The organism is Janthinobacterium darwini (genome assembly GCF_051380905.1).
Classification (GTDB): Bacteria; Pseudomonadota; Gammaproteobacteria; order Burkholderiales; family Burkholderiaceae_D; genus Janthinobacterium.
On sequence record NZ_JBNYXX010000007.1, the window covers coordinates 29393 to 48531 of the forward strand.

Here is a 19139-nt window from a genome sequence, read left to right on the forward strand (position 1 = left end):
CATGGCCCGTTTGCCCCGTCTCATCATTCCCGCACTGCCCCATTACGTGATCCAGCGCGGCAGCAACCGCCAGCCTGTGTTCCAGGATGCGCTTGACTATGCGCAGTTCCTGTCCTGGCTGAAAACGGGCGCGAAAATGTTCAAGGTGGCCATCCATGCCTACGTTTTGTTGCCAGACCAATTACATTTGCTGGCCACCCCAAGCGATGCGACGGGCCTGGGACAGCTGATGCAGTGGCTGGGTCGCTATTACGTGCCGTATTTCAATCAAAAATATGGCCGGGAAGGTGCTTTGTGGCAGGGACGCTACAAAACCTCCGTCATCGATCCCGACAATTTCTTTCTTACCTGCTGCCGCTACCTGGAATGTGTGCCCGTGCAAGCGGGTCTGGCGGGCCAGGCGCTCGATTACAGCTGGTCCAGTTATGCCCACCATGCCGGTGTGCGTCCCGACCCTGTCATCACTGACCACGCGCTGTACTGGGCGCTGGGCAACACGCCATTCGACCGAGAGGCCGCCTATCTGCGTCTGTGCGAGCAGGGCCTGGGCAGCAGCCAGGTGAAAACCGTGGAGCAGGCTGTACTGAAGGGCTGGCCGCTGGGTTCCGAAGCGTTCAAGCAAGCGCTGGAGCAGAAAATGCAGCGGCAAGTGCTGCCCGCCAAGCGGGGCCGTCCACGCAAAGTCGCAGCCGCAGCGGACGCCAACTGACACGCAGGTACAGCTAAAACAAAAAATCGTCACTTCCTGATGTTTTATTGAGATTCCTTTGACTATGTCCCTATTAAATTTTTAGGGAGACGCAAATAAATTTAATTCGACTCCGACCCTAATTGTTGTAGTTGAGTTTTTTGTTGCGTTGCACTACTCTAGTTTTTCGATAGTCATATGCAGCGGAGAAGCCCATGAAAGCACAAGGCCTGTACGACCCAGCCAATGAACACGATGCCTGCGGCGTCGGTTTCGTCGCCCATATCAAGGGCAACAAGACCCATTCGATCGTCGAACAGGGTTTGCTGATTCTGAAAAACCTCGATCACCGGGGCGCCGTGGGCGCCGATGCGCTGATGGGCGATGGCGCCGGCATCCTGATCCAGATTCCCGACCAGTACTACCGCGAAGAAATGGCCAAGCAGGGCGTGGAATTGCCGCCGCCTGGCGAATACGGCGTGGGCATGGTCTTCCTGCCGAAGGAACACGCCTCGCGCATCGCCTGCGAACAGGAAATCGAACGCGCCGTGCGCATCGAAGGCCAGGTCGTGCTGGGCTGGCGCAACGTGCCCATCGATACGGACATGCCGATGTCGCCCACCGTGCGCGCCAAGGAACCCGTGATCCGCCAGATTTTCATCGGCCGCGGTCCGGACATCATGGTCACCGACGCGCTCGAGCGCAAACTGTATGTGATCCGCAAATCGTCCGGTCACGCCATCCAGGCTTTGAAGCTGCTGCACGGCAAGGAATTCTTCGTGCCGTCGATGTCGGCCCGTACCATCGTCTATAAAGGCTTGCTGCTGGCCGACCAGGTGGGCGTGTACTACAAGGACTTGCAGGATGCGCGCTGCATCTCGGCCCTGGCCCTGGTCCACCAGCGTTTCTCGACGAATACCTTCCCCGAATGGCCGCTGGCCCACCCCTACCGTTTGATCGCGCACAATGGCGAGATCAACACCGTCAAAGGCAACTTCAACTGGATGCGCGCGCGCGAAGGCGTGATGAAGTCGGCCGTGCTGGGCGACGACCTGCAGAAACTGTTCCCGCTGATTTATGAAGGCCAGTCCGACACGGCGTGCTTCGACAATGCGCTGGAACTGCTGTTGATGGCCGGTTATCCGATCGCCCAGGCGATGATGATGATGATCCCGGAAGCGTGGGAAAACCACACGACGATGGATGACAACCGCCGCGCCTTCTATGAATACCACGCGGCCATGATGGAACCGTGGGACGGCCCGGCAGCCATGGCGTTTACGGATGGTCGCCACATCGGCGGCACCCTGGACCGCAACGGCTTGCGCCCGGCGCGCTACATCGTCACGGACGATGACCTGGTGGTGATGGCGTCTGAGTCGGGCGTGCTGCCGATTCCCGAATCGAAAATCATCCAGAAATGGCGCTTGCAGCCTGGCAAAATGTTCCTGATCGACCTGGAAGCGGGCCGCATCATCGACGACCAGGAACTCAAAAACACCTACGCCAACGCCAAGCCGTATAAAGCGTGGATCAACTCGGTGCGTATCAAGCTCGACGAGATCAAGATGGCCGAAGGCCAGGTGAAACAGGACCGCGCCCAGGGCGAAAAAGAGCAGCCATCGCTGCTGGACCGCCAGCAGGCGTTCGGCTACACGCAGGAAGACCTGAAATTCCTCATGGCGCCGATGGCCGTGGCCGGCGAAGAGGCGACGGGCTCGATGGGCAATGACTCGCCGCTGGCCGTCATGTCGAACAAATTGAAACCGCTGTATAACTACTTCAAGCAACTGTTCGCACAAGTGACGAACCCGCCGATCGATCCTATCCGCGAAGCGATGGTGATGTCGCTGGTGTCCTTCATCGGCCCGAAACCGAACTTGCTCGATACCAACAACGTCAACCCGCCGATGCGCCTGGAAGTGGCGCAGCCCGTGCTGGGCTTTGACGACATGGCACGTTTGCGCAACATCAGCGCCCACACGGGCGGCAAGTTCAAGTCGTATGAACTCGATATCTGCTACCCGCTGGCCTGGGGCAAGGAAGGCGTGGAAGCCTGCCTGGCCTCGCTGTGCGCGGAAGCCGTCGATGCCGTCAAATCCGGCCACAACATTCTGATCGTCTCGGACCGCGCCATTTGCGCCGACCAGGTGGCGATCCCCGCGCTGCTGGCCACCTCGACCGTGCACCAGCACCTGGTGAGCAAGGGCTTGCGCGCGTCCACCGGCCTCGTCGTGGAAACGGGTTCGGCCCGCGAAACGCACCACTTTGCGCTGCTGGCAGGTTACGGCGCGGAAGCCGTCCACCCCTATCTGGCCATGGAAACCCTGGCCGAGATGGCGCATGGTTTGCCCGGCGACTTGTCGGCCGACAAAGCCATCTATAACTACACCAAGGCGGTGGGCAAAGGCTTGATGAAAGTCATGTCGAAGATGGGCATTTCGACGTATATGTCGTACTGCGGCGCGCAAATCTTCGAAGCCATCGGCTTGAACAAGTCGCTGGTCGACAAATACTTCAAGGGCACGGCCTCGAACGTGGAAGGCATCGGCGTGTTTGAAGTGGCGGAAGAAGCGCTGCGCCTGCACGCGCTGGCCTTCGGCAACGATCCCGTGCTGGCCGACAAGCTCGACGCGGGCGGCGAATATGCATTCCGCGTGCGCGGCGAAGACCACATGTGGACGCCGGACGCGATTGCGAAGTTGCAGCACTCCACGCGCAGCAACAATTTCTCCAGCTATAAGGAGTACGCGCAAATCATCAACGACCAGAGCCGTCGCCACCTGACCCTGCGCGGCCTGTTCGAGTTCAAGCTCGACCCGACCAAGGCGATACCGCTGGACGAAGTGGAACCGGCCAAGGAAATCGTCAAGCGTTTCGCTACCGGCGCCATGTCGCTCGGCTCGATCAGCACGGAGGCGCACGCCACCCTGGCCGTCGCCATGAACCGCATCGGCGGCAAGTCGAACACGGGCGAGGGCGGCGAAGATCCGAACCGCTACACGCAGGAATTGAAAGGCATTCCGATCCGCCAGGGCGATACCATGGCTTCCATCGTGGGCGCCGAGCAGATCGTCGTCGACATTCCGCTGCAGGAAGGCGATTCCATGCGCTCGCGCATCAAGCAGGTGGCGTCGGGACGTTTCGGCGTCACGGCTGCCTACCTCAATTCCGCCGACCAGATCCAGATCAAGATGGCGCAGGGCGCGAAACCGGGCGAAGGCGGCCAGTTGCCGGGCCATAAAGTGTCGGAATACATCGCCAGCCTGCGCTTCTCCGTGCCGGGCGTGGGCCTGATTTCGCCGCCGCCGCACCACGATATCTATTCGATCGAAGACCTGGCGCAGCTGATCCATGACTTGAAGAATGCCAATCCGCGCGCCTCGATTTCCGTGAAACTGGTGTCGGAAGTGGGCATCGGCACGGTGGCCGCCGGCGTCACCAAGGCCAAGGCCGACCATGTGGTCGTCGCCGGCCACGACGGCGGCACGGGCGCCTCGCCATTGTCGTCTGTGAAACATGCAGGCACGCCGTGGGAGCTGGGTCTGGCCGAAACGCAACAGACCCTGGTGCTGAACGGCTTGCGCAGCCGTATCCGCGTGCAAGCCGACGGCCAGATGAAGACGGGCCGCGATGTGGTCATCGCCGCCCTGCTTGGCGCCGACGAAATCGGTTTCGCCACGGCGCCGCTGGTGGTCGAAGGCTGCATCATGATGCGCAAATGCCATTTGAACACCTGCCCCGTGGGTGTGGCCACGCAAGACCCCGTCCTGCGCGCCAAGTTCTCGGGCAAACCCGAGTATGTCGTCAATTACTTCTTCTTCGTTGCCGAAGAAGCGCGTCAATTGATGGCGCAGTTGGGCATCCGCACGTATGACGAACTGATCGGCAGAGTCGATTTGCTCGATAAGTCGAAGGCGATTTCGCACTGGAAGGCGCAGGGCCTGGACTTCTCGGCCATTTTCTACAAGCCGGAAACATTGGATGGCCAAGCCTGCCGCCACGTGGAATTCCAGGACCATGCGCTGGAGAAAGCACTCGACCACAAGCTGATCGCGCAAGCGCGCGCGGCGCTGGAAAAGGGCGAGCGCGTCTCCTTCATCTCGCCCGTGCGCAACCTGAACCGCACGGTGGGCACCATGCTGTCCGGCGAAGTGGCGAAGAAATATGGCCACGCAGGCTTGCCTGACGACACCATCCACATCCAGTTGCAAGGCACGGCGGGCCAGTCGGCCTGCGCCTTCCTGGCGCACGGCATCACGATCGACCTGGTAGGCGAGGGCAACGATTACGTGGGTAAAGGGCTATCGGGCGGGCGCATCATCGTGCGGCCGAATACGGAATTCCGCGGCTGGGCCGTGGATAACATCATCATCGGCAACACGGTGCTGTACGGCGCGATTGCCGGCGAAGCCTTCTTCAATGGCGTGGCCGGTGAACGCTTTGCCGTGCGCAACTCGGGCGCCACCACGGTGGTCGAGGGCCTGGGCGACCATGGCTGCGAATACATGACGGGCGGTACGGTGGTGGTGCTGGGCAACACGGGACGCAACTTCGCGGCCGGCATGTCGGGCGGCATCGCCTATGTGTATGACCCGGCCGGCGACTTTGCCAGCAAATGCAACACGGCCATGGTCAGCCTGGACAAGGTCGTGTCCGCAGCGGAACAGCATCTCGACCGCGACGCCTGGCATACCCAGCACCGCGATGGCGTGCCGGAAGCCGATGAAGTCATCCTCAAGCGCCTGATCGAGCGTCACTTCAAGCACACGGGTAGCACTCGCGCCCGCGTCTTGCTGGACGACTGGGCCGCGGCGCGCGGCAAGTTCGTGAAAGTCTTCCCGAACGAATACAAGCGCGCGTTGATCGAGATGGCTGCCGATGCTGCCATGGAAGTGCAAGCCGTCGCCGCCTGAGCCAGCCAAGCTCATTGCCAAGATGAATGACCGGGAGCGGCCAGGCCGCTCCCCGCCAGCTAATAATACAAAGGAATAATCGTGGGTAAAATTACCGGCTTCATGGAATTCAAGCGCCAGGACGAACACTATCTGGAGCCTGCCGCGCGCCTGAAGAACTACAAGGAATTCGTGCTGCACCTGTCGGATGCGCAAGCGACCGTGCAGGGCGCGCGCTGCATGGATTGCGGCATCCCTTTCTGCACCACGGGTTGTCCTGTGAATAACATCATTCCCGACTGGAATGACCTGGTGTACCGCGGTGCTTACCGCGAAGCGCTCGATATCTTGCATTCGACGAATAACTTTCCGGAATTTACGGGCCGCATCTGCCCGGCGCCATGTGAATCGGCCTGCACCCTGGGCATCCACGAAGATCCGGTCGGCATCAAGTCCATCGAGCACAAAATCATCGACATGGGCTGGGAACACGGCTGGGTCACGCCGCAGCCGGCGGGTTTTAGTACGGGCAAGAAAGTGGCCATCGTCGGTTCCGGCCCTGCCGGTCTGGCGGCGGCGCAGCAGCTGGCGCGCGCCGGCCATGCCGTCACCGTGTTTGAAAAGAGCGACCGGGTCGGTGGTTTGTTGCGTTATGGCATCCCCGATTTCAAGATGGAAAAGTCGCACATCGACTTGCGCGTGAAACAGATGGAAGCCGAAGGCGTGGTCTTCCGCACCAGCGTGCTGGTCGGCAAGGATTTCCCTGCCCACGTAAACAACTGGGCCAAGGAAACCATTTTCCCGGAAGACCTGGAAAAAGAATTTGACGCCGTCATCATGGCCGGCGGCGCCGAGCAGCCGCGCGACTTGCCCGTGCCGGGCCGCGACTTGAAAGGCGTGCACTTCGCCATGGATTTCCTGCCGCTGCAAAACAAGGTCAACGCGGGCGACAAGCTCAAGGACCAGATCAAGGCGACAGGCAAGCACGTGGTAGTGATCGGCGGCGGCGACACGGGCTCCGATTGCGTGGGCACCTCGAACCGCCATGGTGCCGCCTCGGTAGCCCAGTTCGAACTGATGCCGCAGCCGCCGGAACAGGAAAACAAGCCGCTGGTCTGGCCGTACTGGCCCACCAAGCTGCGCACCTCGTCCTCGCACGAGGAAGGCTGCGAGCGCGACTGGGCCGTGGCCACCAAGCGTTTCGAAGGCAAGGGCGGCAAGGTGGAAAAGCTGATCGCCTGCCGCGTGGAGTGGAAAGACGGCAAGATGAGCGAAGTGCCGAACTCGGAATTCGAGATGAAGGCCGACCTGGTCTTCCTGGCCATGGGTTTTGTTTCCCCTGTGCAACAGGTGCTTGAAGCATTCGGCGTTGATACGGATGCGCGCGGCAACGTCAAGGCCAGTACGGACGGCGCCGCTTGCTACCAGACCTCGGTGGCCAAAGTGTTTGCCGCCGGCGACATGCGCCGCGGCCAGTCGCTGGTGGTCTGGGCCATCCGCGAAGGGCGCCAGTGCGCACGCGCCGTCGATGAGTTCCTGATGGGGGCATCCCTGCTGCCACGTTAATTAACGAGCAATTGTTCGTTTTTTGACAGGGCCACGGCGCGGATTGCGGCGTGGCCTTTGTTATTTTTACTGATCAAGTCAATAGCCGTGAACGTCATCGGATGGGGACGCGATGCACAGCTCAAATTTCCACTACAATATCTGACTTTCGATTCATTAGTGTTGTATTCTTCCCCTTTCCGGGGCTGTCCCAAGGGGTGTCTCAGCAGAGGTTGGCGTTTCTGCACTACAATACGCCATTAAAATAGTGAGCTTCGTCGTGCCAAATCTTGTTGAGATCCGTGATTTACACTTTGCCTATGGAGAACGTTCGATTTTATCGGGCCTCCAAATGGATTTCCCACGCGGAAAAGTTGTGGCCGTCATGGGTGGCTCCGGCAGTGGCAAGACGACCGTATTGCGCCTGATCGGCGGGCAGCTGCGCCCCAGTTCCGGCTCCGTGAATATCGACGGCCAGATCGTGCATACGCTCAAGACCGACGAGTTATATCAAATGCGCCGCAAGATGGGCATGCTGTTCCAGCACGGCGCCCTGTTTACGGACTTGACGGCGTTCGAGAACGTGGCGTTTCCCCTGCGCGAACACACGGACTTGAATGAAGAGCTGATCCGCACCCTGGTGCTGATGAAGCTGCACGCCGTGGGTTTGCGCAACGCGGCGCAATTGAAGCCGGCCGAGATTTCCGGTGGCATGGGCCGCCGCGTCGCGCTGGCGCGCGCCATCGCGCTCGACCCGGAACTGATCATGTATGACGAGCCGTTCGCCGGCCTGGACCCGATTTCCATGGGCGTGACGGCCAATCTGATCCGCAATCTGAACGATGCGCTGGGTTCCACGTCTATCCTGGTATCGCACGACGTGAAGGAGTGTTTCGCCATCGCTGATTATGTGTATTTTCTGTCATCGGGCAAGATCGTGGCGCACGGCACGCCGGCCGAGATGGCCGTGTCGACGCATCCGTACGTCAAGCAGTTCGTCAATGCCGAGGCCGATGGCCCTGTGCCGTTCCACTATCCGGGCAAGTCGCTGGCCGACGACCTGGGTTTGCACGCGGGAGCGCGCCGATGATCGCGCGTTTCCTGGCGGCGATCGGAGCATGGTTGCGCAACTCGGTACAAGACCTCGGCTTTGCCGTGCGTTCGTTCTTTCTTATCATCGCCTCCTCGGGTGGACTGTGGCGCCGCCCACACTTGCTGATCGAGCAATTGTTTTACATTGGCAGCCGGTCGGTGTTGATCATCGCCGTGTCCGGCCTGTTCGTCGGCATGGTGCTGGGTTTGCAAGGCTATTACACACTGAGCACCTTTGGCGCGACGCAGTCGCTGGGGCAGTTGGTGGCGCTGTCCTTGATGCGTGAGCTGGGTCCGGTCGTCACGGCGCTGCTGTTCGCGGGCCGCGCCGGCACTTCGCTGACGGCGGAAATCGGCCTGATGAAGGCGGGTGAGCAATTGTCGGCCATGGAAATGATGGCCGTCAATCCGATCCAGCGCGTGCTGGCGCCCCGTTTCTGGGCCGGCGTGATCGCCATGCCTATCCTGGGTGGCATCTTCACGGCCGTCGGCGTCATCGGCAGCTATCTGGTGGGCGTGGTGCTGATTGGCGTCGATGAAGGCTCGTTCTGGTCGCAGATGCAGGGCGGCGTGAATGTTTGGAAAGATATCGCCAATGGTACCTATGTTAAAAGCATGGTCTTCGGCATCGCGGTGACGTTCATCGCGCTGTTCCAGGGGTATCAGGCACAGCCGACGCCGGAAGATGTCTCCGGCGCGACCACGCGCACGGTGGTGATTTCGTCGTTAATGGTGTGGTGGCTCGATTTCATGATGACGGCGTTGATGTTTAGCAAGTAATTGCCGATCAGCGAACAACCGCGGGCCTGGGCAGGATGTTGCGCAGGCGGCGGCAAGTAAAAATAATTTAGGATTGTTTATGCAACGTAAATCTATGGATGTCTGGGTCGGCTTGTTCGTCTTGCTGGGTGTGGCGGCATTGATGTTTCTAGCGCTCAAGGCCGGCAATATGAGCTCGCTGTCTTTCAGCAAGACGTATACCATTAGTGCCAAGTTCGACAATATTGGCGGCCTCAAGCCGCAGGCGCCCGTCAAGGGCGCTGGCGTGGTGGTGGGGCGCGTGGCGGAGATCCGTTTTGACGACAAGACGTATCAGGCGCTGGTGAAACTCGACATCGAAGATGGCTACAAATTTCCGAAAGACAGCTCGGCCAAGATTTTGACGGCCGGTTTGCTGGGTGAGCAATATATCGGCCTGGAAGCAGGCGGAGATCTGGCGAACCTGGCAGAGGGCGACAAGATTGCCCGTACTCAATCGGCCACAGTGCTGGAAGACCTGATCAATCAGTTCATCTACAGCAAGGCAGCGGAAGGAAAGGACAGCAAATGAGCGAGTCGACCAAGAAATCTCAAGGCAGCCTGGCGCGTATCGGCCTGGCCCTGGCCATCGCCGCCAGCGTAAGCGCTTGCGCCACCGGCACCAATCCGCGCGACCCGCTCGAAGGGTATAACCGCGCCATGTTCAAGTTCAACGACACCGTCGACCAGGTGGCCCTGAAACCGGTCGCCACGGCCTACAAGAAGGTTACGCCGTCGTTCGTGCAAACGGGCGTAGGCAACTTCTTCGGCAACTTGTCCGATGTGTGGAGCGCCGTAAACAACTTGCTGCAAGGCAAGGGTGAAGCGGGTTTGCAAGACGTCGTGCGCGTCAGCATGAACTCGACTTTCGGAATTTTCGGCCTGATCGACATCGCCTCGCAGGCGGGTATTCCGAAGCATAACGAAGACTTTGGCCAGACCCTGGGCTGGTATGGCGTCCAGCCTGGTCCGTACGTGATGCTGCCGCTGCTGGGCCCATCGACCGTGCGCGATACGGCGGCCCTGCCGCTCGATATCACGGGCGACCCATGGCGCTACAAGGACCCTGCCTCGGTGCGCAATATCGGCACAGTGACGCGCGTGGTCGACAAGCGCGCTGCGCTGCTCGACGCGACCAACCTGATGGAAGCGGCCGCGCTGGACCGCTATGAATTTATTCGCGACGGCTTCCTGCAGGCGCGGGAAAGCAAGGTTTTCGATGGCGATACGGACCGCCGCGACCGCAAAGTGCCAAAAAACGACAGCAGTGATTACGAGCCGCAGTACGATGCGAAACCACAGGCCGCCCCTGCGGAAGCCCCATCAGCCACGGCTGCGGCCGACGTTGCGCCTGTGGACCTCGTAACATCTGGTAGCAATACCGTTGCCGCCGACGCCAGGCCCCAGGAGTAAACTCCGGTACAGAAACACCTCGGCTGCGATCAACGCCAGCCGGTGCATAGCAACACCATGAAAGGTAGAACCATGAAATTGATGAAACAATTGCTGGCGATGGCGACCATCGCCTTTGCCACCGCCGCCCAGGCCGCCCCCGCTGTCGAGGCACCGGACGTATTGGTCAAACGCATCAGCCAGGACGTGATCGACACGGCCAAGGCCGACAAGGCCATCCAGGCTGGCGATATCAAGCGCGTCACCGAATTGGTGGAAAGCAAGATCTTGCCGTATGTGGATTTCCAGCGCATGACGGCCCTGGCCGCCGGCCGCTTCTGGCGCGACGCCACGCCGGAGCAGCAAAAGCAGCTGTCCGCAGAATTCCGCACCTTGCTGATCTACACGTATTCGGGCGCCCTGTCGCAGATCAAGAACGAAACCGTGGAATTCAAGCCGATGCGCGCCGACCCGGCCGATACGGAAGTGGAAGTGCGCTCGCAAGTCAACGTGGCGCGCGGCGAACCCGTGCCTCTGAACTACCGCGTGGCGAAAACCCCATCCGGCTGGAAGATCTATGACATCAACGTGCTGGGCGCGTGGCTGGTGGAAACGTATAAAAGCAGCTTTGCCAGCGAGATCAGCAAGGGCGGCATCGATGGCCTGATCAAGACCTTGCAGGCAAAAAACAAGGCCCTGGCCAGCCGTCCCGCTGTCAAAGCCAAATAATCGGCTATCATATAGCTCCTGAACCAGCTCCAGACCAGCGCAGCCCGACGCCATGCCCGACTCTCTCGACACCCTGCAATCCCTGACTTCCCTGACCGTGGACAATGCCACCTCGGCATTGGAGCAGGGTCTGGACGCCATCCGATCGGGTCAGACCAAGTTCGATTTGCGCAACATCAAGGCTGTCGATTCGGCCGCCGTTTCCGTCATGCTGACGTGGCAGCGCGCCGCGCAGGATGCCGGCGGCGTGCTGGAACTGAAAAACCTGCCGAACAACCTGAAAAACCTCACCAAGCTGTATGGCGTCTGCTCGCTCGTCTCGAGCACGTTGACGGCCGACGACTGCGGCAGCGCCGACGGCCACGCCGAACGCAGCCCGTCCGACCTGCATCATCATTGATCCTGTCCCACTCCCCGCATCAGCAGTAGTTTTCAAGCCGGCAGGCCAGCAGCGCCGCCGGATTGATCTCCAAGTGTTCCACGAATTTTCCAACTATAATTGACTGTTGCGCCGTCCTCGTCTGAAGGGGGCGCCCTGCACCGGCCTGCCGGCCTGGATGTTTCCGGCAACTGGCGCATCACACCAGACGCATTACCTTTGAAACAAGCACATGACCGCAATTCAAATCACGAATGTAGAAAAGAGCTATAAATCGCTCAAGGCGCTGGGCGGCGTGTCGCTGGCCATCGAGGAAGGCGAATTCTTTGGCCTGCTCGGCCCCAATGGCGCCGGCAAGACCACCCTCATTTCCATCATCGCCGGCCTGATACGTCCCGACGCGGGCACCGTCAAGATCCGCGGCCACGACGTGGTCACGGACTTCCGCAACGCGCGCCGCAACCTTGGCGTGGTGCCGCAGGAGCTGGTGTTCGACCCGTTTTTCACCGTGCGCGAAACCTTGCGCCTGCAGTCCGGCTATTTCGGCTTGCCGAACAACGACAAATGGATAGACGAGGTCATGGAAAACCTCGACCTGACCGGCAAGGCCGACACGAATATGCGCGCCCTGTCCGGCGGCATGAAGCGCCGCGTGCTCGTCGCCCAGGCGCTGGTGCACAAGCCGCCCGTCATCGTGCTCGATGAGCCGACCGCCGGCGTCGACGTGGAACTGCGCCAGACCCTGTGGAAGTTCATCTCGCGCCTGAACCGCGAAGGCGGCCACACCGTCGTGCTGACCACCCACTACCTGGAAGAGGCGCAAGCCATGTGCCAGCGCGTCGCCATGCTCAAGACGGGCAAGGTGGTGGCGCTCGACACCATGTCGGCCCTGATCCGTCGCATCGCCGGCTCGCAGCTGCAGGTGCATCTCAAATACGGCAGCTTGCCGGCCGACTTGCAGCATCTGGTGCTGCACCCGGAAGAACAGCAGGCGCCGAACAAGTTCAGCTTGCGCGTCAACGAATACAGCGAAGTCGAGAAAATCCTCGCCCGCCTGCGTGAAGCGGGCGTCGAGATCGATGAAATGCAATTGCAACAAGCCGACCTGGAAGACATCTTCTTGCAGATCATGGATAAAGGTACCGTATGATTTCGACAGGATTTCGCACCCTCGTCTACAAAGAGACCCTGCGCTTCTGGAAAGTGGCGACGCAAACCGTGGCCGCACCCGTGCTCACGTCGATGCTGTACCTGCTGGTGTTCGGCCATGTACTCGACGGCCGCGTGGAGCCCAGCCCCGGCGTCAGCTACACGGCCTTTTTGATTCCCGGCCTGGTGATGATGAGCGTGCTGCAAAACGCGTTTGCCAATTCCTCGTCCTCGCTAATCCAGTCCAAGATCACGGGCAACCTGGTGTTCGTGCTGCTGACTCCCCTGTCGCATTGGGAAATCTTCTCGGCGTATGTACTCGCTTCCGTCGCGCGCGGCCTGGCCGTGGGCTTTGGCGTGTTTGCCATCACCTGCTGGTTCGCCGACCTGTCGTTTGTCGCGCCCCTGTGGATCGTCATCTTTGCCTTCCTGGGCGCCGCCATGCTGGGCACCATGGGCCTGATCGCCGGCATCTGGGCCGAGAAATTCGACCAGCTGGCCGCTTTCCAGAACTTCCTGATCATGCCGGCTACCTTTTTGTCAGGCGTGTTTTACTCGATCCACTCTCTGCCCCCGTTCTGGCAGTCGGTATCGCACCTGAATCCTTTCTTTTACATGATCGACGGCTTCCGCTACGGTTTCTTCGGCGTGTCCGACGTCAGCCCCTGGCTCAGTCTTTCCATCGTCGCCGGCTTCCTCGTGATCCTGGCGCTGGCATCGATCCGACTGCTGAAAAGCGGCTATCGCTTGCGTCACTAGTTACGACACTAATTGCGCCATTGATTGCGGCACACCACATCACCACATTATTCAATATCAAGGACTTATCGTGACCACCACTCCAGAACTGATCCACGGCTATCTGTCGGCCGGCCTCGAATGCACGCACCTCGAAGTGGAAGGCGACGGCCAGCACTTCCAGGCCGTGATCGTTTCGCCTGCGTTTGCCGGCAAACGTTTGATCCAGCGCCACCAGATCGTCTACGCCGCCCTGGGCGACCGCATGCGCGAGGAAATCCACGCGCTGTCGATGAAAACCCTGACACCTGAAGAATTCCAAGGATAAGCACATGGACAAACTCCTCATCAACGGCGGCAACCGCCTGAACGGCGACATCGCCATCTCCGGCGCAAAAAACGCCGCCTTGCCCATCCTGTGCGCCGGCCTGCTGACCGCAGGCGACCTGGACCTGACGAACGTGCCGCACCTGCACGACGTGGCCACCATGTTGAAACTGCTGGGCCAGACGGGCCTGAAGGTGCAGCAGGACGGCGACCGCGTGGTCCTCAACGGTAGCGCCATCGACACCCTGGAAGCGCCGTATGAACTGGTCAAAACCATGCGCGCCTCGATTCTGGTGCTGGGCCCCATGCTGGCGCGCTTCGGCGAAGCCAAGGTCTCGTTGCCGGGCGGCTGCGCCATCGGCTCGCGCCCCGTCGACCAGCACATCAAGGGCCTGGAAGCACTGGGCGCCGAGATCCGCATCGAAGCAGGCTACATCTACGCCAAGTGCGCCAAGCTGAAAGGCGCGCGCATCGTCACCGACATGATCACCGTCACTGGCACCGAGAACCTGCTGATGGCAGCGACCCTGGCCGAAGGCGAGACCATCCTGGAAAACGCCGCCTGCGAACCGGAAGTAACCGACCTGGCGCACCTGCTGGTCGCCATGGGCGCGAAGATCGACGGCATCGGCACCAGCCGCCTGGTGATTCAGGGCGTCGACGCCTTGCACGGTGCTTCGCACGCGGTCATCGCCGACCGTATCGAGACGGGCACTTTCCTGTGCGCCGTGGCGGCCACCGGCGGCGATATCACGCTGCGCAACGTGCGCACGGACATCCTCGACGCGGCGCTCGACAAGCTGCGCGCCATGGGCCTGACGATGACCTTCGGCGCCGACTGGATCCGCGCCGAGATGTCGGCCCGTCCGAACCCCGTCAGCTTCCGCACCACGGAATATCCCGGCTTCCCGACCGACATGCAGGCGCAGTTCATGGCTGTGAACACGATTGCCAACGGCGCCAGCCGCGTCACCGAGACGATTTTCGAAAACCGCTACATGCACGTGCAGGAAATGAACCGCCTGGGCGCCGACATCACAATCGAGGGCAATACGGCCATCATCGCCGGCGTCAAGCAGCTGCGCGGCGCGCCCGTGATGGCGACCGACCTGCGCGCCTCGGCGTCGCTGGTGATCGCGGCCCTGGCGGCGGACGGAGAAACCCTGATCGACCGCATCTATCACCTCGACCGCGGCTACGACCGCATGGAAGTGAAATTGTCGGCAGTCGGCGCGAACATCGTGCGCATCAAGTAAAAACAAAAAAGGAACGAGCATGAACGGATCGAACAACGGTGACAGCTCCCAGCTGATCCTGGCGCTCTCAAAAGGCCGCATTTTTGAGGACACCATGCCGCTGCTGGAAGCGGCCGGCATCAAGGTGCTGGAAAACCCGGAGACCTCGCGCAAGCTGATTTTGGCCACCAACGATCCGAACGTGCGCGTCATCATCGTGCGCGCCAGCGACGTGCCGACCTACGTGCAGTACGGCGCGGCCGATTTCGGCGTGGCGGGAAAGGATGTCCTGCTCGAACACGGCGGCGAAGGCCTGTACCAGCCGATCGACCTGAATATCGCCTCCTGCCGCATGTCGGTGGCGGTGCAGGCCGGTTTTGATTACGAAAAGGCCGTGCAGCAGGGCGCGCGCTTGCGCGTGGCCACCAAGTTCGTGCACACGGCGCGCGAGCATTTCGCCGCCAAGGGCGTGCACGTCGACCTGATCAAGCTGTATGGTTCGATGGAACTGGCGCCTTTGGTGGGCCTGTCCGACGCCATCGTCGACCTGGTCAGCACGGGCAGTACCTTGCGCGCGAACAACCTCGTCGAGGTCGAACACATCATGGAAATTTCGTCGCGCCTGGTGGTCAACCAGGCTGCGCTCAAGCTCAAGCGCGAGCGCTTGCAGCCGATTATCGAGGCGTTTGAACGCGCCTCGCAAGCCTAGACACCTTCAGTAGCAGAAAGCCGATTATGCCGATACAGATACGCAAGCTCGATTCAAGCCAGGATGGTTTCCAACAATCGCTCGATACGCTGCTGGCGTTCGAGGCAGGCACCGATGCAGCGATTGAAACGTCGGTCGCGAAAATCCTGGCCGACGTGAAAACGCGCGGCGACGCCGCCGTACTGGAGTACACCAACCGTTTTGACCGCATCCCGCATGGCGGCGCGGCGGAAATGGCGGCTTTTGATATTTCGCAGGCCGAATTGCAGGCGGCGCTGAACGGCTTGCCGTCGGCGCAGCGAGAAGCGCTGCAGATCGCCGCGCAGCGCATCCGCGCCTTCCACGAACGCCAGCGCGAGGAATTGCGCGGTTTTACTTACACCGAGCCCGATGGCACGGTGCTGGGCCAGAAGATCACGCCGCTGGACCGGGTCGGCATCTACGTCCCGGGCGGCAAGGCAGCGTATCCGTCATCCGTGCTGATGAACGCCATTCCCGCGCACGTGGCGGGCGTGGGCGAAATCATCATGGTCGTGCCGACGCCCGATGGCGTGAAAAACCAGATGGTGCTGGCCGCCGCCGCAATCGCCGGCGTGACGCGCGTGATCACCATCGGCGGTGCGCAAGCGGTCGGCGCGCTGGCTTACGGCACGCAGACGATTGCCGCCGTCGATAAAATCGTCGGCCCCGGCAACGCCTATGTGGCTGCCGCCAAGCGCCGCGTGTTCGGCATCGTCGGCATCGACATGATCGCCGGACCGTCCGAAATCCTGGTCCTTTGCGACGGCACGACGGATCCGGACTGGGTCGCCATGGACTTGTTTTCGCAGGCCGAGCACGACGAGCTGGCGCAGGCGATCCTGCTGTGCCCCGATGCCGACTATATCGCCAAGGTCGAAGCGAGCATCGCCAAGCTTCTGCCGACGATGCCGCGCCAGGCCACCATCAGCACTTCTCTGCAGGACCGGGGCGCGCTGATCAAGGTACGCAGCATGGAAGAAGCGTGTGAAATCGCCAATTCCATCGCGGCGGAACACCTGGAAATTTCGACGGAAAATCCACAGCAGTGGGCCGAGCAGATCCGTCACGCGGGCGCCATGTTCCTGGGCCGCTTTTCGTCCGAATCGCTGGGCGACTATTGCTGCGGTCCCAACCACGTGCTGCCGACCTCGCGCACGGCGCGCTTTTCGTCGCCGCTGGGCGTGTACGACTTCCAGAAGCGCTCGTCCATCATTCACGTCAGCGAAGCGGGTGCGCAAACCCTGGGCCGTGTCGCCGCCACCCTGGCGTATGGCGAAGGATTGCAAGCGCACGCGCGCAGCGCCGAACTGCGTTTGAAGCCGCAGCCATGACGAAGTTGGCGGAGCGGCCAGACTGGGTCAACCGGGTCTATTGCGAAGACGCGCTGGCGGGGCTGGCGCGTATTCCCGATGGCTCCGTGGACCTGATCCTGACCGATCCGCCGTACAACCTGGGCAAGGATTATGGCAACGCCTCGGACCAGCAGTCGGTGGCCGACTACCTGCGCTGGACGGAGGCGTGGATCGATGCGGCGCTGCCCAAGCTGAAAGCCAACGGCAGCCTGTATATCTTTTTGACCTGGCGCTATTCGCCGGAGATTTTCGTCATGCTGAAACAGCGCATGGCGATGATGAATGAAATCATCTGGGACCGCCGCGTGCCATCCATGGGCGGCAGTGTGCGCAGCTTTTCATCGGTGCACGACACCATCGGCTTCTTCGTCAAGCGCAAGGATTACTACTTCGACCTTGACGCGGTGCGCATCGCCTACGACGCGGCCACCAAGAAAGCCCGTTCGCGCTCGATCTTCATCGGCGCGAAATGGCTGGAAGTAGGCTACAACCCGAAAGACTTGTGGAGCGTGTCGCGCCTGCACAAGGAACATCCGGAACGGGCCGACCACCCGACGCAAAAGCCGCTCGAGATCATCGAGCGCATGCTCAAGGCCTCGTGCCCGCCCGGCGGCGTGGTGCTCGACCTGTTCATGGGCAGCGGCACCACGGCCCTGGCGGCCAAGCGCTGCGGGCGCGATTTTGTGGGTTTCGAACTGAACCCCGATTATTGCGCCATCATTGAACAGCGCCTGGCGGCACTGGCGCAGGAACTGACCGCAGAGGCCATGCCGCAGCCAGAGAAAAAGGCGCCGGCCAAACGCCGGGCCACCGTACCCAAGGCCGCCAAGGCGGCCGTGAAGACGCCGGTGGCGGCCAAGAAGCCGGCAACGGCGAAAAAATCGTCCGCAGTGAAAAAAACGCCGGCCCGCAAGGCGCGCAGCGCCGCCGTGGCGGAAGACGTCGTCATTTAGTCTCCATTTAATTTCATCAGGAGTGTTTGCAGCATGTCTTTCCTCGATCAGTTAATCAGCAACACCGTGCGGTCCGATGTGCGGACCGTCAAAAGCTACCAGGTAGCCGATGCCAGCGGTTACATCAAACTCGATGCGATGGAAAACCCGTATCCGCTGCCGCAGCATCTGCGCGAGGAGTTGGGCGCGCGCCTGGCCGGTGTGGCGCTGAACCGCTATCCGCCGTCCTACGCCAGCCTGCAGGCGGCCATCTGCGCCAAGCTGGGCGTGCCCGCCGGCTACGACGTCATGCTGGGCAACGGTTCCGATGAACTGATTTCCATCCTGGCCATGGCCTGCGCCCGCCAGGAGCCGGGCCAGCGCGCCGTGCTGCTGGCGCCCGTGCCGGCCTTCGTCATGTACGCGCGCTCGGCGCAGTTTGCCGGCATGGATTTCGTCGGCGTGCCCCTGCAGGCCGACTTCAGCCTGGACATGGACGCCATGCTGGCGGCCATCGAAGAGCACCGCCCGGCGCTGGTCTTCCTCGCCTATCCGAACAATCCGACGGGCAATCTGTTTGCCAGCGCCGACATCGAACGCATCCTGGCCGCCCTGGGCGACACGGGCATCGCCGTCGTCGACGAAGCCTACGAGCCGTTCGCGCAGCACAGTTTCATGGGGCGCCTGCCCGAGTTCGAGAACCTGGTGGTGATGCGCACCGTGTCGAAGCTGGGCCTGGCCGGTATCCGCCTCGGCTATATGTCGGCCGCGCCGGCCCTGCTGGCGCAGTTTGAAAAAGTGCGCCCGCCGTACAATGTGAATGTGCTGACGCAGGCGGCAGCCGAATTCGCGCTCGAGCACCTCGACGTGCTCAATGCCCAGGCTGACTTGCTCAACAGCGAGCGCGATGCACTGGCGCTGCGCCTGGCGGAACTGCCCGGCGTGACGGTATTTCCCTCGAAGGCAAATTTTCTTCTGATTCGTGTGGCTGATTCCGACGATGTTTGTGCAAAACTGCTTGCCCGCAGGGTTTTAATTAAAAATATGAGTAAAATGCATGCTGCGCTGGTCAATTGCCTGCGCATCAGCGTCAGCACCCCGGAAGAGAATTCCCTTTTTTACGATGCCTTCAAGGCATCCCTCGTTTAGCCTATCGCC

At 61.1% G+C, this 19139-nt stretch carries 17 protein-coding genes; all 17 read left to right on the forward strand.

Translation table 11 applies throughout. From position 1 onward, the window contains the following. Position 1: 1 nt before the first annotated feature. The 17 genes from ACQ4WZ_RS25870 (at position 2) to hisC (ending at position 19130) form a co-directional block, all read left to right on the forward strand. Positions 2 to 709, forward strand: coding sequence for a transposase (locus ACQ4WZ_RS25870; RefSeq protein WP_436574815.1), 708 nt, complete (start codon positions 2 to 4; stop codon positions 707 to 709). A 194-nt stretch (positions 710 to 903) separates the two neighbouring features. Next, positions 904 to 5604 carry a glutamate synthase-related protein gene (locus ACQ4WZ_RS25875; protein ID WP_101483236.1) on the forward strand — a complete coding sequence of 1567 codons (4701 nt, stop codon included), beginning with the start codon at positions 904 to 906 and terminating at the stop codon, positions 5602 to 5604. 81 nt (positions 5605 to 5685) lie between these two features. Next, the gene (locus ACQ4WZ_RS25880) at positions 5686 to 7149 is read left to right on the forward strand and encodes a glutamate synthase subunit beta (RefSeq protein ID WP_101483235.1); all 1464 of its coding nucleotides are present in this window, start codon (positions 5686 to 5688) and stop codon (positions 7147 to 7149) included. Positions 7150 to 7408: 259 nt separating this feature from the next. Further along, complete coding sequence (locus ACQ4WZ_RS25885; RefSeq protein WP_101484785.1) at positions 7409 to 8218, forward strand: ABC transporter ATP-binding protein; 810 nt, start codon at positions 7409 to 7411, stop codon at positions 8216 to 8218. Next, positions 8215 to 9000 carry a lipid asymmetry maintenance ABC transporter permease subunit MlaE gene (gene mlaE / locus ACQ4WZ_RS25890; protein ID WP_101483234.1) on the forward strand — a complete coding sequence of 262 codons (786 nt, stop codon included), beginning with the start codon at positions 8215 to 8217 and terminating at the stop codon, positions 8998 to 9000. The genes ACQ4WZ_RS25885 and mlaE overlap by 4 nt, the downstream gene beginning before the upstream one ends. A 79-nt stretch (positions 9001 to 9079) precedes the next feature. Next, on the forward strand, positions 9080 to 9550 hold the full coding sequence (gene mlaD / locus ACQ4WZ_RS25895) for an outer membrane lipid asymmetry maintenance protein MlaD (protein WP_101483233.1): 471 nt from the start codon (positions 9080 to 9082) through the stop codon (positions 9548 to 9550). Further along, a complete protein-coding gene (locus ACQ4WZ_RS25900; RefSeq protein WP_133989050.1) occupies positions 9547 to 10431 on the forward strand; it encodes an MlaA family lipoprotein in 885 nt (294 codons plus the stop codon). The genes mlaD and ACQ4WZ_RS25900 overlap by 4 nt, the downstream gene beginning before the upstream one ends. 72 nt (positions 10432 to 10503) lie before the next feature. Next, positions 10504 to 11139: an MlaC/ttg2D family ABC transporter substrate-binding protein gene (locus ACQ4WZ_RS25905; protein ID WP_101483231.1), complete on the forward strand. Its 636-nt coding sequence runs from the start codon at positions 10504 to 10506 to the stop codon at positions 11137 to 11139. 52 nt (positions 11140 to 11191) lie between these two features. After that, complete coding sequence (locus tag ACQ4WZ_RS25910) at positions 11192 to 11539, forward strand: STAS domain-containing protein (protein WP_133989051.1); 348 nt, start codon at positions 11192 to 11194, stop codon at positions 11537 to 11539. Positions 11540 to 11750: 211 nt separating this feature from the next. Further along, a complete protein-coding gene (locus ACQ4WZ_RS25915; protein ID WP_436574816.1) occupies positions 11751 to 12668 on the forward strand; it encodes an ABC transporter ATP-binding protein in 918 nt (305 codons plus the stop codon). Further along, positions 12665 to 13426: an ABC transporter permease gene (locus tag ACQ4WZ_RS25920; protein WP_101483228.1), complete on the forward strand. Its 762-nt coding sequence runs from the start codon at positions 12665 to 12667 to the stop codon at positions 13424 to 13426. Before ACQ4WZ_RS25915 ends, ACQ4WZ_RS25920 begins: the two co-directional genes overlap by 4 nt. Positions 13427 to 13496: 70 nt before the next feature. Next, positions 13497 to 13733 (forward strand): BolA family protein, encoded by a 237-nt coding sequence (locus tag ACQ4WZ_RS25925; RefSeq protein WP_034753824.1) that lies wholly within the window; start codon positions 13497 to 13499, stop codon positions 13731 to 13733. A 4-nt stretch (positions 13734 to 13737) separates the two neighbouring features. Continuing rightward, positions 13738 to 14988, forward strand: coding sequence for a UDP-N-acetylglucosamine 1-carboxyvinyltransferase (murA, locus tag ACQ4WZ_RS25930; RefSeq protein WP_070290314.1), 1251 nt, complete (start codon positions 13738 to 13740; stop codon positions 14986 to 14988). 19 nt (positions 14989 to 15007) lie between these two features. Beyond that, positions 15008 to 15676, forward strand: coding sequence for an ATP phosphoribosyltransferase (gene hisG, locus ACQ4WZ_RS25935; protein ID WP_101483226.1), 669 nt, complete (start codon positions 15008 to 15010; stop codon positions 15674 to 15676). Positions 15677 to 15702: 26 nt separating this feature from the next. Then, positions 15703 to 17028, forward strand: a complete 1326-nt coding sequence (gene hisD, locus ACQ4WZ_RS25940; RefSeq protein ID WP_436574817.1) for a histidinol dehydrogenase — start codon at positions 15703 to 15705, stop codon at positions 17026 to 17028. Continuing rightward, positions 17025 to 18002 carry a DNA-methyltransferase gene (locus tag ACQ4WZ_RS25945; RefSeq protein WP_436574818.1) on the forward strand — a complete coding sequence of 326 codons (978 nt, stop codon included), beginning with the start codon at positions 17025 to 17027 and terminating at the stop codon, positions 18000 to 18002. The genes hisD and ACQ4WZ_RS25945 overlap by 4 nt, the downstream gene beginning before the upstream one ends. A gap of 33 nt (positions 18003 to 18035) precedes the next feature. Continuing rightward, on the forward strand, positions 18036 to 19130 hold the full coding sequence (gene hisC, locus ACQ4WZ_RS25950; RefSeq protein ID WP_133989055.1) for a histidinol-phosphate transaminase: 1095 nt from the start codon (positions 18036 to 18038) through the stop codon (positions 19128 to 19130). Positions 19131 to 19139 lie beyond the last annotated feature (9 nt).

What these genes read in the sequence shown, in the direction of transcription:
- ACQ4WZ_RS25870 (WP_436574815.1), top strand. Translation starts at nt 2, where the DNA reads ATGGCCCGTTTGCCCCGTCTCATCATTCCCGCACTGCCCCATTACGTG.
- ACQ4WZ_RS25875 (WP_101483236.1), top strand. Translation starts at nt 904, where the DNA reads ATGAAAGCACAAGGCCTGTACGACCCAGCCAATGAACACGATGCCTGC.
- mlaE (WP_101483234.1), top strand. Translation starts at nt 8,215, where the DNA reads ATGATCGCGCGTTTCCTGGCGGCGATCGGAGCATGGTTGCGCAACTCG.
- mlaD (WP_101483233.1), top strand. Translation starts at nt 9,080, where the DNA reads ATGCAACGTAAATCTATGGATGTCTGGGTCGGCTTGTTCGTCTTGCTG.
- ACQ4WZ_RS25900 (WP_133989050.1), top strand. Translation starts at nt 9,547, where the DNA reads ATGAGCGAGTCGACCAAGAAATCTCAAGGCAGCCTGGCGCGTATCGGC.
- ACQ4WZ_RS25905 (WP_101483231.1), top strand. Translation starts at nt 10,504, where the DNA reads ATGAAATTGATGAAACAATTGCTGGCGATGGCGACCATCGCCTTTGCC.
- ACQ4WZ_RS25910 (WP_133989051.1), top strand. Translation starts at nt 11,192, where the DNA reads ATGCCCGACTCTCTCGACACCCTGCAATCCCTGACTTCCCTGACCGTG.
- ACQ4WZ_RS25915 (WP_436574816.1), top strand. Translation starts at nt 11,751, where the DNA reads ATGACCGCAATTCAAATCACGAATGTAGAAAAGAGCTATAAATCGCTC.
- ACQ4WZ_RS25920 (WP_101483228.1), top strand. Translation starts at nt 12,665, where the DNA reads ATGATTTCGACAGGATTTCGCACCCTCGTCTACAAAGAGACCCTGCGC.
- murA (WP_070290314.1), top strand. Translation starts at nt 13,738, where the DNA reads ATGGACAAACTCCTCATCAACGGCGGCAACCGCCTGAACGGCGACATC.
- hisG (WP_101483226.1), top strand. Translation starts at nt 15,008, where the DNA reads ATGAACGGATCGAACAACGGTGACAGCTCCCAGCTGATCCTGGCGCTC.
- hisD (WP_436574817.1), top strand. Translation starts at nt 15,703, where the DNA reads ATGCCGATACAGATACGCAAGCTCGATTCAAGCCAGGATGGTTTCCAA.
- ACQ4WZ_RS25945 (WP_436574818.1), top strand. Translation starts at nt 17,025, where the DNA reads ATGACGAAGTTGGCGGAGCGGCCAGACTGGGTCAACCGGGTCTATTGC.
- hisC (WP_133989055.1), top strand. Translation starts at nt 18,036, where the DNA reads ATGTCTTTCCTCGATCAGTTAATCAGCAACACCGTGCGGTCCGATGTG.